This is a genomic window from Streptococcus sp. V913 (genome assembly GCF_054353455.1).
Genome location: NZ_JBTHHX010000007.1, coordinates 1 through 14,375, shown reverse-complemented (window position 1 = coordinate 14,375; position 14,375 = coordinate 1). Strand labels below are relative to the sequence as shown.

Here is a 14,375-nt window from a genome sequence, read left to right as displayed (position 1 = left end):
CCAGTTTTCATGTAAAACTTTATCAATCATTTCTTGTTTTAATTCTGGGGAATAGTATCGATTCTTCCCCTTTTTAACGAACTCTATTCCGTAACGATCAATCAATTTAATCATGTACCTAAGATTAGAATTGTTTATCCCAAATTTATTTGAAAGCTGCTCTAAGCTATATCCTTGTTTTCTAAGTTCATAGATCTGAACTTTATCATCATAAGTTAATTTCATAGTAAAAACACCCCAAAAGTTAGATTTTTTCTGTCTAACTTTTGGGGTGCAGTTCAGATTTCCCGTTGCTTTTTTGCATGGTTGCGATAGCCTTGGTAAAATAGAATTGCTTAATAAACCATTTAGAAAGGCTATCCCATGCATGTTCACTATAACACAAATCAAACAACTTTACCACTAGAAATCAGTTCTTTCTTGCCACAAGACCATCTTGTCTTTACGATTGAAAAAGTGGTGAATACCTTGGAGGATAGTCACTTCCAAACCTTCTATCATGCCTTTGGTCGCCCGTCTTATCACCCTAAAATGCTTGTGTCTACTCTTCTATTTGCCTATTCACAAGGGATCTTCTCTGGTCGAAAAATTGAAAAAATGATGATTGAAAATCTGGCTATGCAGTACCTAACAGGACAGTTGGTTGTCAGCTATCGTACTATCAATCGTTTTCGTATCGCTGAAGGGATGGAAGAACTCATTCGTGATCTGTTCATCGACCTCAATCTTCGTTTAAAAATGGAAGAGTTAGTGACCTTAGATTGCTTGTTTATTGACGGGACGAAGATTGAAGCCAACGCCAACAAGTATAGTTTCGTGTGGAAAAAGGCAACGGACAAGTTTTCCGCCAAACTTCAAGAACAGATACAGGCCTATTTTCAAGAAGAAATCACTCCCCTGATCCATCAGGCGATTGCGCTGGATGAAAAAGAATCGATTACCTCAGAACAGTTGACCGAGTTCGCTCAAGTCCTTGAAGAAGAATTGGAAAAACTGAACCAAGACATGGAGGAGACACCCGTTAAAGGAAAGGATGAACGTAAAACCCAGCGTCGGAAACTCAAGAAAGTCCTTCGTAAAGTCAAGGATGATTTTTCAGTACGTGCTGAAAAATATTAGAACTATCAGGAGACATTTGAAGGGCGTAACAGCTTTTAGAGATTATCAAGAACTAGGTCAAACATACGGGATGTTGAGAGGATTATTAATCTGTATCCAAAGCTAAATTAGCAAAAATGCTGTAGATATATTTTTATTTAATAAAATTTGAAAAGATTAACCTTTTTAGTAACAAACTTATTGCTTAAAATTATTTTTACTGTTACAATAATCTTAGGTATCATTTTTTGCTGTAAATATTTTAGGAGTGACAATGAAATTCAAAACTAAATATAAAAAGATTATTATTGGAATGCTATGTCTTATTCTAACATTCCTTTTATTACCGATTAAAAGTTTTTTTGCTGTGCAAGAAATTAAAGATAATACTGACCTTGCACATTTAGATACATATAAATTTAACTTAAATGTGAATAATATGGAGGTAATTTCAAAATCGAATGCTGTTAATCAAGCACGATTGAATAATCCTTACTACCAATCTTTAAGTGGTCAGATTTATCATAAACCTATGGAGAATTTTACCCTCAAAGTTGATAAAACCAATAAAAGCACTCAAGTATTTGAACAACCTTTAAAATTAAAATTTTCAAATGTTGGTGAGGTTTATGGAAAAAAGGTTGATGCTTATCTAACCATTAATCGTGTGACAGTTCATTATAATAATACAACACTAGGTGAAGCATCACTGAAGGATCCTACTAAGAAAAATGTCCAGTTTTTTAATGTTTCAGAGATTTGGGAAAATGGGGCATTTGAACTTGGAAATATCCCATATGTGGATGCAGCCCATAATGATATAATTGACCATGCCTATTGGATTGACGCAGATGTAACGGCCGAGCTGAAATATTCAGACGGATCAAATACGGATTTGAAGCTTGTAATGGTCCCATCTGATGTGGATGTGACTGTTGACGGGACAGAATCATTCTATATTAAAAACTATACATCCCAAGTAGATAAGACGGTAATGAATACCGCAAATGCTCTCAAAAAAGAAGTAAGTGGCGACAAAACAATTTGGCGAGCTACTAAAGGAACAGACGGCGATGCTTCCTACAATGTTGGTGGTCTAGCTGTTCGTTCGGTTAACAATAGTTTAGAATTTGGCTACCAGTCAACTGCCTACTGCTCAGCAGTATTTGGAATTTTTGTAGAAGGAAAGATTCCGGCACCAGTTAAAACGGTTGACCCCACACAAGCTCCAGCTAAAAAAGGACAGAAGATCACTTATACGGGAACTTTCAAGGTACCGACACCCGGAAAAGATGTTATTGGCTCACTTGACAGCTTAGATTTGATTGATACATTTGATGAACGACTAACCTATCAAGACCTTAAAGTCGAAGCAGATGGCAAGGTTTTGACGGAACATACGGATTACACTGTTACTGTATCAGGACAGACCGTTACTGTTAAAATGGCAGAAAAGTATCTTCAGCGAGCAAGTGGAGCTGATACGATAAAAGTTACATATAATACGGTAACAAATGAAAAAGTAGAGCAGAAAACATCGGGTGTTATCGAAAATACCGTAACATTGAAAGTTGATAATGTCCTAGTCCCTTCTAATAAGGTCAAAACAACTCTCCTTTACAATAAAACACATGAGTTCCAAAGCGGAACTCCAGGAATGTCTCTACCTAAAGAGGTAACTGATCTAACACCACCTAAGGTATCAAAAATTCCAAATGGGACAACCGTAACACCAGATCAGCCCAAGCAAACGGAAGTCACCGTTCCAGAAGGAACATGGGTTTTCAAGGGGTACACAGAAAAAGAAAAGACCATTGATGGTGCAGATGTACACTTTATTGGTATTTGGGTTCTAAAGGCTTATAAGAAGATTTCGATTGAGAAAAAGTGGATTGGTCCAGCAGCTGAGTCCGCAACTTTTAACATTTTGGTTGACGGCAAGGTAGTGAATGATGCAGATCACACGGTAACCTTAGATAAAACTACAGGCTGGTCATATACTTTTGACAAATTGTTGAAATACAGCCTTGAGGACGGTCATGAGTACAAATATTCTTTAGCTGAAGTAAAAGTTAACAACTATGATAGTAAGATAACTGGGGATGTAGATAAAGGCTTTATCGTTACAAATACGAATACAGAAAAAGTTACAGTAAAAGTTAATAAAAAGTGGAATGGACCTGAGAAAAATTCGGTAATAGTTAAACTAGTTATTGATGGTAAAGAGAGTGAGAAAAAAGTTGAGTTAACTGCCGCAACCAACTGGTCAGGTGAGTTCACAGATTTGCCGAAGTATAATGCAGATGGCGGTAAGATCCACTACACTGTAAAAGAAGTTCCAGTAGAAGACTTTAAGAGTGAGATCGCAGGTGATGCCAACACTGGCTTCACTATCACCAATACATATATTCCTGCTGACCCTATTCAAGTTCCACTTGTTGCTGAGAAAGTATTAGAAGGGAAGCCACTTGAGGCGAATAAGTATCAGTTTAAACTTTTCAAAGTTACAAATGGCACTGAGCAGGAAGTAGAGACAGTTACCAATAAGCAGGATGGTAGTATCACCTTCACTCCTCTTACCTTTAATGAAGATGAAGTCGGAGAACACGACTATGTTGTCCGTGAGGTCATTCCAGCAGATAACGAAAAAGAAGCTGGAGTAACTTATGACAAGACAGAATTTAAAGTCAAAATCAAAGTTGAGAAAGCGTTTGGTCATAAGCTCACAGCAACCATCACTAGAAGTCCAGAAGTGCTTGTCTTTAAAAATAAATATACAGCCAAGCCAGTGAACGTTCCTCTTTCTGTAACTAAGAAGCTGACTGGTCGCGAGTTAAAGGCAGGCGAGTTTGAATTTGTCTTGAAAGACAAGGACGGTAATGACCTTCAAACGGTGAAGAATACAGCTGATGGCCAAGTAAACTTCAAAGCTTTAGAGTTTACTAAGACGGGTACTTATGTTTACACTATTAGCGAAACAAAAGGGAATCTAGGTGGTATTTCCTATGACACACATCAAGTTACTGCAACTATTGAAGTAATGGATGACGGTTCTGGCCAACTTAAAGCCAAAACTAGTTATAAGGATAATAACCAAACCTTTAACAACACATACACAACTAAGAAAACTTCAGCTAGTCTTGAAGTGACAAAAGCTCTTTCAGGTCGTACCTTGAAAGCTGATGAGTTTGAGTTTGTCTTGAAGAATGACGAAGATGGCTCAGAAGTTCAAAAAGTGAAGAACACTGCTGATGGTAAGGTCGTATTTGCACCAATCGAATACACTAAAGCTGGTACATACAAGTACACTATCGTTGAAACAAATGCTGGACAAACTATTGACGGTGTAACATACGATAGTCTCGAAGTTAAAGTCATAGTAGAAGTTACAGACGATGGTGAAGGAAATCTTACTGCTAACGTAACATACCCAGCGGACAAAGAATTTAACAACAGCTACGGAGCTTCAAAAACTTCAGCTACTCTTGCAGTTAAGAAAACACTTACTGGTCGTGAGTTGAAAGCCGATGAGTTTGAATTTACTTTGACAGACCAAGATGGTAACGTGAAAGAAACAGTCAAGAATGACAAAGATGGAAACGTTAAGTTCTCAGCCTTGGAATTCGATAAAGCTGGAACTTTCACTTACAAGATTGCTGAAAAAACTGGAACTGCTACAGGCATCACGTACGACACAAAAACAATCACTGCTACAGTTACTGTAGCGGACAATGGTAAAGGTGCCCTTGAAGCAACTGTTACTTACGACGATGAAAAAGCATTCGAGAACACTTACACTCCAGCAGGGGCTACAAGTGTAACTCTTGGAGCTAAGAAAGTTCTTGAAGGTAAAGATCTTGAAGCTGGTAAATACAGCTTTGTTCTGAAAGAAGGCGACAAAGAGCTTGAAACAGTTACAAACGCTGCCGACGGAACAGTGGCCTTCTCACCAATCTCATATGATGAGAGTCAAGTGGGAACTCACAAGTACACCATCTCAGAAGTTGCTGGAACTGAAACAGGGATCACTTACGATAAGACAGTTCAAGAAGTTGAAGTAACGGTTGAGAAAGTAAGCGCGACTGAATTGAAAGCAACTGCTTCAAAAGAAGCGAACGATCTTGTATTTACAAACAAATACACTCCAGCAGGAGCTACAAGTGTAACTCTTGGAGCTAAGAAAGTTCTTGAAGGTAAAAATCTTGAAGCTGGTAAATACAGTTTCGAATTGAAGAAAGAAGACGGAACTGTTGTTGAAACAGTGACAAACGCTGCCGACGGAACAGTGACCTTCTCACCAATCTCATATGATGAGAGCCAAGTGGGAACTCACAAGTACACCATCTCAGAAGTTGCTGGAACTGAAACAGGCATCACTTACGATAAGACAGTTCAAGAAGTTGAAGTAACGGTTGAAAAAGTAAGCGCAACTGAATTGAAAGCAACAGCTTCAAAAGAAGCAAAAGATCTTGTATTTACAAACAAATACACACCAGCCAAAACTCAAGTTTCTGTGAAGAAAGCATGGGATGATAAGGACAACCAAGATGGTAAGCGTCCAACTTCTGTCACAGTTAAATTGCTTGCAGATGGTCAAGATACTGGTAAAACACTTGAACTTAATGCCGCAAACGGTTGGGCTGGAAGCTTCACAGATCTTGATGCTGATAAGGGCGGTACACCTATCCAGTACACCGTAGTAGAAGTAACTGTTCCTGGTTACACTTCTAAGGTTACTGGTGACGCTGCATCAGGATTCACCATCACAAATAGCTATTCACCAGAAACAGTTGACATTAAAGCAACTAAGAACTGGGATGACGCGAATAACCAAGACGGCAAACGTCCAACTAAGATTACAATCAATCTTTTAGCAGACGGTCAGAAAGTTGATTCGAAAGAAGTTCAAGCAGCCGCAGACGGAACTTGGACTGTCGAATTCACGAAATTAGCAAAATATAAAGATGGTAAAGAAATCAAATACACTGTAACGGAAGAAGCCGTAGCAGAATACGAATCTACGATTACAGACTTTACCATCACAAACAAATATGCTCCTAAAGCAATCGACTACAAAGTAACAAAAGTATGGAACGATGCGAACAACCAAGACGGTAAACGTCCTGAGTCAGTAACGGTTCAACTTTATAAAAAAGTAGGAGATGCTGATCCAGTAGCCGTTGAAGGTAAGAAATTGACCTTGACAGCTAAGGATAAGACAGATGCCAACACTTGGGTAGCATCCTTCACAAATATTCCACAATACGAAGCTGGTAAAGAAATCACTTACTCAATCAAGGAAGTGGATGTACCAGCTGGTTATGAAGCCTCTGTAACTGGTCAAGTAGTGACTAACACTCACAATCCAGATACAGTTATCCTTTCAGGAACTAAGGTTTGGAAAGATAACAACAACCAAGACGGCAAACGTACAACATCTGTGAAAGTTCAAATTCTTAAAAACGATAAAGAAGTCGTTCAAGAGATTGAAGTATCAGAAAAAACTGGCTGGAAGTTCGAATCTAAGAAACTTCCTAAGTATGAGAATGGTCAAGAAATCAAGTACACTGTCAAAGAAGTGGCTGTTGCATCATACGAAACAACAATTACTCCAGAAAAAGACGGTAAGTATACGATTACTAACGAACATACACCAGAGAAAATTACTGTAAAAGGTAAGAAGATCTGGGATGATGCTAATAACAAAGACGGTATTCGTCCAGACTCAATTACTGTAGCACTTCTTGCCAACGGTAAAGAAACTGGTAAGACTGTAACTGTTACAAAGGCAACTGCTCTATCAGACAACGAGTGGGCCTTCGAGTTTACAGACCTTGATCGTTACGCAAATGGTAAACCAATCGAGTACACTGTCAAAGAAGTTGGTACTGTGAATGGGTACACAGCAAAAGAAGATGGCATGAATGTTACAAATATACATACTCCAGAAAAACCAACACCAGGTAAACCAAATGAACCAGGAAAACCAGGTCCAAAACCTCAACTTCCTAATACTGGTGAAAAAGCATCTAACGCAGCAGTAGTTGCAGGACTTGCTTTGATAGCAGTGACTGGTGGATTGTACTTTGTAAGCCGTAAAAATAAATAATCTCTAAAAGAGAGTTAATTTTCAGTTAGTTCTTAGGAAGTAATTGGAAAGGAAATAGTCCAGAACATTTGTTCTGGACTATTTTTTATCGGCTCTTTGTCAACTGTAGTGGGTTGATAAAAAGTCACAACCTGGAGAGGACCAAATTGGTTCTCTCCTTTTTGATATTAAAAGCAATGAGAATTCTCGTTTTAAAATTTTCAAAGTTCCGGAAGCCAAAAGCATTTCGCTTAATGACTTTGATGAGGATATCTGTGGCCTCAAGTTTTGCGTTTGAGTAGGGAAGTACAAGTGCATTAATGATCTTATCCTGATCTCTCAAAAAGGTCCTAAAAATGGTCTGGAAGATTGGATTCACAGAAGAAATGGACCCTGTGATCAATTCGAAGAAATAGTCATCGTGCTTCTCTTGAAAATGAAAGAGTAAAAGCTGATAGAGTTCATAGCGATCTCTAAGATCTTGAGAGTAAGAGAGAAGTCTTTCGAGAATCTCTTTATTGGTTAAATGCGACTGAAATGTTGGACGATAAAATCGTTTACTGCTCAGCGTATAGTTATCCTGTTGAATGAGTTTCCAGTAACGTTTCAGTGCTTTATATTCGTGCGGTCTTCTATCAAACTGATTCATAATTTGGATGCGTACGCGATTCATTGCTCGACTGAGATGCTGGATAATATGAAAGCAATCGAGAACGATTTTAGCGTTTGGGAGTGAAACAGTCTGGGAGACTGTTTCAGCCTGAGCCTAGAAATTCGAAAGCGAAGTTGTCTAGCTAAGTCATAGTAAGGGCTAAACATATCCATCGTAATGATTTTTACCTGACAGCGAACGGCTCGCTCATAGCGAAGAAAGAGATTTCGGATAACAGCTTGTGTTCTTCTCTCAAGAACAGCGATGATATTGAGATTATCAAAATCTTGCGCAATGAAGCTCATCTTCATCTCCCGATTGAAACAGTCACTTCCCTGACTGTTTCCACATCCCAACTCATGTGTTCTGGAAGGTGGTTAAGATCAGTCTTAAATTTGAATTTATGTAACTGACGAATGACTGTCGAAGTGGAGACAGATAAACTTTCGGAGATAGCTGTCATAGGGACTTTCTCAATCAATTTTTGAGTGATTTTCTGTTTGACGATGGTTGCGATCTGGTGATTCTTCTTGACTAAGGAAGTCTCTGCGACGGCTATTTTTCCACAGTCTTTACAGCGGAAACGGCGTTTTCTCAATCGAATGAGAGTCTTGTAGCCAGCACATTCGAGGTAGGGGATTTTGGATTCTATTTGAAAGTCATATTTAGCCATTTGTCCTTGACAGTTGAGACATTTAGAGGCAGGATAATCGAGCTTAGCAATGACTTCTTTATTCGTTCCAGTATCAAGATAATCTAAGATAATAATATTTTTGTCATTAATTCCAAGTATGTTTGTGATAAAATTTAATTGTTCCATAAGATTCTTTCTAATGAGGGTTTGGTCACTTTTTCATTATAGGTCTTATGGGGCTTTTTTCTACAAAAAATAGACTCCATAATTCCTACAGTGGTTTTACCCACTACAGAAATTATAGAGCCTAAATTTAGAGAGGTTCGACCTCTATTTTTTTGTTCTAAAGTGATGGCTACCGAGCGAATGTCTTGATAGTCGACCCTCCTCGAACGGGATTAGATGACAAGTTATTAGATGCCATCCTAACCTATGTACCGGAAAAAATGGTTTATGTTTCTTGCAATGTTTCGACCTTGGCGCGAGATTTGGTTAAACTGGTAAAAGTTTATGATCTCCAGTATATCCAGTCAGTTGATATGTTTCCCCACACTGCACGGACAGAAGCAGTCGTGAAGTTGATTAAGAAGAGTGTAAAATAAGGTATCCGGTTATAAAAGATAGATGCTAAAATAAAAAAATGAAGCTATTCTCAAAAAGTTCTTGACAAAGTAGGAAAAGTAGGTATAATAGAAAGAGTTGAAAAGCTCAGGTCCGTTGGTCAAGGGGTTAAGACACCGCCTTTTCACGGCGGTAACACGGGTTCGAATCCCGTACGGACTATGAGTGTATCACAGGGACGAAAAAAGTAAAAAAGTTTCAAAAAAGTGTTGACAGAGAGAGTTAGCTGTGATATACTAATATAGTTGTCGCTTGAGAGAGATTGAGTGACAAAGACCTTTGAAAACTGAACAAGACGAACCAATGTGCAGGGCACTACAACTAATGTTGTAGTACTGAACAATGAAAAACAATAAATCTGTCAGTGACAGAAATGAGTGAGAACTCGAACTTTTAATGAGAGTTTGATCCTGGCTCAGGACGAACGCTGGCGGCGTGCCTAATACATGCAAGTAGAACGCTGAAGCTTGGTGCTTGCACCGAGCGGATGAGTTGCGAACGGGTGAGTAACGCGTAGGTAACCTGCCTGGTAGCGGGGGATAACTATTGGAAACGATAGCTAATACCGCATAAAATGGATTATCGCATGATAATTCATTGAAAGGTGCAAATGCATCACTACCAGATGGACCTGCGTTGTATTAGCTAGTTGGTGGGGTAACGGCTCACCAAGGCGACGATACATAGCCGACCTGAGAGGGTGATCGGCCACACTGGGACTGAGACACGGCCCAGACTCCTACGGGAGGCAGCAGTAGGGAATCTTCGGCAATGGACGGAAGTCTGACCGAGCAACGCCGCGTGAGTGAAGAAGGTTTTCGGATCGTAAAGCTCTGTTGTAAGAGAAGAACGAGTGTGAGAGTGGAAAGTTCACACTGTGACGGTATCTTACCAGAAAGGGACGGCTAACTACGTGCCAGCAGCCGCGGTAATACGTAGGTCCCGAGCGTTGTCCGGATTTATTGGGCGTAAAGCGAGCGCAGGCGGTTAGATAAGTCTGAAGTTAAAGGCTGTGGCTTAACCATAGTACGCTTTGGAAACTGTTTAACTTGAGTGCAAGAGGGGAGAGTGGAATTCCATGTGTAGCGGTGAAATGCGTAGATATATGGAGGAACACCGGTGGCGAAAGCGGCTCTCTGGCTTGTAACTGACGCTGAGGCTCGAAAGCGTGGGGAGCAAACAGGATTAGATACCCTGGTAGTCCACGCCGTAAACGATGAGTGCTAGGTGTTAGACCCTTTCCGGGGTTTAGTGCCGCAGCTAACGCATTAAGCACTCCGCCTGGGGAGTACGACCGCAAGGTTGAAACTCAAAGGAATTGACGGGGGCCCGCACAAGCGGTGGAGCATGTGGTTTAATTCGAAGCAACGCGAAGAACCTTACCAGGTCTTGACATCCCTCTGACCGCTCTAGAGATAGAGTTTTCCTTCGGGACAGAGGTGACAGGTGGTGCATGGTTGTCGTCAGCTCGTGTCGTGAGATGTTGGGTTAAGTCCCGCAACGAGCGCAACCCCTATTGTTAGTTGCCATCATTCAGTTGGGCACTCTAGCGAGACTGCCGGTAATAAACCGGAGGAAGGTGGGGATGACGTCAAATCATCATGCCCCTTATGACCTGGGCTACACACGTGCTACAATGGCTGGTACAACGAGTCGCAAGCCGGTGACGGCAAGCTAATCTCTTAAAGCCAGTCTCAGTTCGGATTGTAGGCTGCAACTCGCCTACATGAAGTCGGAATCGCTAGTAATCGCGGATCAGCACGCCGCGGTGAATACGTTCCCGGGCCTTGTACACACCGCCCGTCACACCACGAGAGTTTGTAACACCCGAAGTCGGTGAGGTAACCTTTTAGGAGCCAGCCGCCTAAGGTGGGATAGATGATTGGGGTGAAGTCGTAACAAGGTAGCCGTATCGGAAGGTGCGGCTGGATCACCTCCTTTCTAAGGATAAGGAACTGCACATTGGTCTTGTTTAGTCTTGAGAGGTCTTGTGGGGCCTTAGCTCAGCTGGGAGAGCGCCTGCTTTGCACGCAGGAGGTCAGCGGTTCGATCCCGCTAGGCTCCATTGGTGAGAGATCACCAAGTAATGCACATTGAAAATTGAATATCTATATCAAATAGTAACAAGAAAATAAACCGAAACGCTGTAGTATTAAAAGAGTTTATGACTGAAAGGTCAGAAAATAAGGTTAAGTTAATAAGGGCGCACGGTGGATGCCTTGGCACTAGGAGCCGAAGAAGGACGTGACAAACGACGATATGCCTTGGGTAGCTGTAAGTAAGCGATGATCCAGGGATTTCCGAATGGGGGAACCCAACAGGTACTACCTGTTACCCACATCTGTTAAGGATGTGAGGAGGAAGACGCAGTGAACTGAAACATCTAAGTAGCTGCAGGAAGAGAAAGCAAAAGCGATTGCCTTAGTAGCGGCGAGCGAAACGGCAGGAGGGCAAACCGAAGAGTTTACTCTTCGGGGTTGTAGGACTGCAAAGTGGACTCAAAGATTATAGAAGAATGATTTGGGAAGATCAGCCAAAGAGAGTAATAGCCTCGTATTTAAAATAGTCTTTGTACCTAGCAGTATCCTGAGTACGGCGGGACACGCGAAATCCCGTCGGAATCTGGGAGGACCATCTCCCAACCCTAAATACTCCCTAGTGACCGATAGTGAACCAGTACCGTGAGGGAAAGGTGAAAAGCACCCCGGGAGGGGAGTGAAATAGAACCTGAAACCGTGTGCCTACAACAAGTTCGAGCCCGTTAATGGGTGAGAGCGTGCCTTTTGTAGAATGAACCGGCGAGTTACGATATGATGCGAGGTTAAGTTGAAGAGACGGAGCCGTAGGGAAACCGAGTCTGAATAGGGCGCATTAGTATCATGTCGTAGACCCGAAACCATGTGACCTACCCATGAGCAGGTTGAAGGTGCGGTAAGACGCACTGGAGGACCGAACCAGGGCACGTTGAAAAGTGCTTGGATGACTTGTGGGTAGCGGAGAAATTCCAAACGAACTTGGAGATAGCTGGTTCTCTCCGAAATAGCTTTAGGGCTAGCGTCGACATAAAGATTCTTGGAGGTAGAGCACTGTTTGGGTGAGGGGTCCATCCCGGATTACCAATCTCAGATAAACTCCGAATGCCAAAGAATTATGGTCGGCAGTCAGACTGCGAGTGCTAAGATCCGTAGTCGAAAGGGAAACAGCCCAGACCACCAGCTAAGGTCCCAAAATAATTGTTAAGTGGAAAAGGATGTGGGGTTGCACAGACAACTAGGATGTTAGCTTAGAAGCAGCTATTCATTCAAAGAGTGCGTAATAGCTCACTAGTCGAGTGACCCTGCGCCGAAAATGTACCGGGGCTAAAACAATTTACCGAAGCTGTGGATACCTTTATAGGTATGGTAGGAGAGCGTTCTATGTGTGGAGAAGGTGTACCGTGAGGAGCGCTGGAACGCATAGAAGTGAGAATGCCGGTATGAGTAGCGAAAGACAGGTGAGAATCCTGTCCACCGTAAGACTAAGGTTTCCAGGGGAAGGCTCGTCCGCCCTGGGTTAGTCGGGACCTAAGGAGAGACCGAAAGGTGTATCCGATGGACAACAGGTTGATATTCCTGTACTAGAGTATGTAGTGATGGAGGGACGCAGTAGGCTAACTAAAGCAGACGAATGGAAGAGTCTGTCTAAGCAGTGAGGTGTGATATGAGTCAAATGCTTATATCTGTAACATTGAGCTGTGATGGGGAGCGAAGTTTAGTAGCGAAGTTAGTGACGTCACACTGCCAAGAAAAGCTTCTAGCGTTAAACATGCTCTACCCGTACCGCAAACCGACACAGGTAGTCGAGGCGAGTAGCCTCAGGTGAGCGAGAGAACTCTCGTTAAGGAACTCGGCAAAATGACCCCGTAACTTCGGGAGAAGGGGTGCTGACTTTAGGTCAGCCGCAGTGAATAGGCCCAAGCAACTGTTTATCAAAAACACAGCTCTCTGCTAAATCGTAAGATGATGTATAGGGGGTGACGCCTGCCCGGTGCTGGAAGGTTAAGAGGAGTGCTTAGAGGTAACTCGAAGGTATGAATTGAAGCCCCAGTAAACGGCGGCCGTAACTATAACGGTCCTAAGGTAGCGAAATTCCTTGTCGGGTAAGTTCCGACCCGCACGAAAGGCGTAATGATTTGGGCACTGTCTCAACGAGAGACTCGGTGAAATTTTAGTACCTGTGAAGATGCAGGTTACCCGCGACAGGACGGAAAGACCCCATGGAGCTTTACTGCAGTTTGATATTGAGTGTCTGTACCACATGTACAGGATAGGTAGGAGTCTAAGAGATCGGGACGCCAGTTTCGAAGGAGACGTTGTTGGGATACTACCCTTGTGTTATGGCCACTCTAACCCGGATAGGTGATCCCTATCGGAGACAGTGTCTGACGGGCAGTTTGACTGGGGCGGTCGCCTCCTAAAAGGTAACGGAGGCGCCCAAAGGTTCCCTCAGAATGGTTGGAAATCATTCGCAGAGTGTAAAGGTATAAGGGAGCTTGACTGCGAGAGCAACAACTCGAGCAGGGACGAAAGTCGGGCTTAGTGATCCGGTGGTTCCGTATGGAAGGGCCATCGCTCAACGGATAAAAGCTACCCTGGGGATAACAGGCTTATCTCCCCCAAGAGTTCACATCGACGGGGAGGTTTGGCACCTCGATGTCGGCTCGTCGCATCCTGGGGCTGTAGTCGGTCCCAAGGGTTGGGCTGTTCGCCCATTAAAGCGGCACGCGAGCTGGGTTCAGAACGTCGTGAGACAGTTCGGTCCCTATCCGTCGCGGGCGTAGGAAATTTGAGAGGATCTGCTCCTAGTACGAGAGGACCAGAGTGGACTTACCGCTGGTGTACCAGTTGTCTTGCCAAAGGCATCGCTGGGTAGCTATGTAGGGAAGGGATAAACGCTGAAAGCATCTAAGTGTGAAACCCACCTCAAGATGAGATTTCCCATGATTATATATCAGTAAGAGCCCTGAGAGAAGATCAGGTAGATAGGTTAGAAGTGGAAGTGTGGCGACACATGTAGCGGACTAATACTAATAGCTCGAGGACTTATCCAAAGTAACTGAGGATACGAAGTGTGAGGTTTACTTGGTATTTGATAGATATTCAATTTTGAGTAGGTATTACTCAGAGTTAAGTGACGATAGCCTAGGAGATACACCTGTACCCATGCCGAACACAGCAGTTAAGCCCTAGAACGCCGGAAGTAGTTGGGGGTTGCCCCCTGTGAGATATGGAAGTCGCTTAGCT

Annotated in this window: 1 protein-coding gene, 2 tRNA genes, 3 rRNA genes and 4 pseudogenes; 8 read left to right on the top strand and 2 right to left on the bottom strand. The window is 42.5% G+C overall.

What is annotated here, in order from left to right:
• Positions 1 to 225 (bottom strand): annotated as a pseudogene (locus ACXYSL_RS09235) (IS3 family transposase); the annotation flags it as partial.
• A 138-nt stretch (positions 226 to 363) separates the two neighbouring features.
• Between ACXYSL_RS09235 and ACXYSL_RS09230 the strand changes: the two are divergent.
• Positions 364 to 1,116, top strand: a pseudogene (locus ACXYSL_RS09230) (transposase); the annotation flags it as partial.
• 256 nt (positions 1,117 to 1,372) lie between these two features.
• Positions 1,373 to 7,207 carry a Cna B-type domain-containing protein gene (locus ACXYSL_RS09225; RefSeq protein WP_458624555.1) on the top strand — a complete coding sequence of 1,945 codons (5,835 nt, stop codon included), beginning with the start codon at positions 1,373 to 1,375 and terminating at the stop codon, positions 7,205 to 7,207.
• Positions 7,208 to 7,331: 124 nt separating this feature from the next.
• Here the strand turns inward: ACXYSL_RS09225 and ACXYSL_RS09220 are convergent.
• A pseudogene (locus tag ACXYSL_RS09220) lies at positions 7,332 to 8,658 on the bottom strand (ISL3 family transposase).
• A gap of 164 nt (positions 8,659 to 8,822) precedes the next feature.
• Between ACXYSL_RS09220 and ACXYSL_RS09215 the strand changes: the two are divergent.
• The 6 genes and pseudogenes from ACXYSL_RS09215 to rrf form a co-directional block, all read left to right on the top strand.
• Positions 8,823 to 9,074: pseudogene (locus ACXYSL_RS09215) on the top strand (23S rRNA (uracil(1939)-C(5))-methyltransferase RlmD); the annotation flags it as partial.
• A 109-nt stretch (positions 9,075 to 9,183) separates the two neighbouring features.
• Positions 9,184 to 9,255, top strand: a tRNA-Glu gene (locus ACXYSL_RS09210).
• A 230-nt stretch (positions 9,256 to 9,485) separates the two neighbouring features.
• A 16S ribosomal RNA gene (locus tag ACXYSL_RS09205) occupies positions 9,486 to 11,034 on the top strand.
• Positions 11,035 to 11,085: 51 nt separating this feature from the next.
• Positions 11,086 to 11,158 (top strand) — tRNA-Ala (locus ACXYSL_RS09200).
• Between the two features lie 122 nt (positions 11,159 to 11,280).
• Positions 11,281 to 14,182: ribosomal RNA gene (locus ACXYSL_RS09195) — 23S ribosomal RNA — on the top strand.
• Between the two features lie 76 nt (positions 14,183 to 14,258).
• Positions 14,259 to 14,374: ribosomal RNA gene (gene rrf / locus ACXYSL_RS09190) — 5S ribosomal RNA — on the top strand.
• The 16S, 23S and 5S rRNA genes sit together here with 2 tRNA genes alongside, the layout of an rRNA operon.
• Position 14,375: the final 1 nt, after the last annotated feature.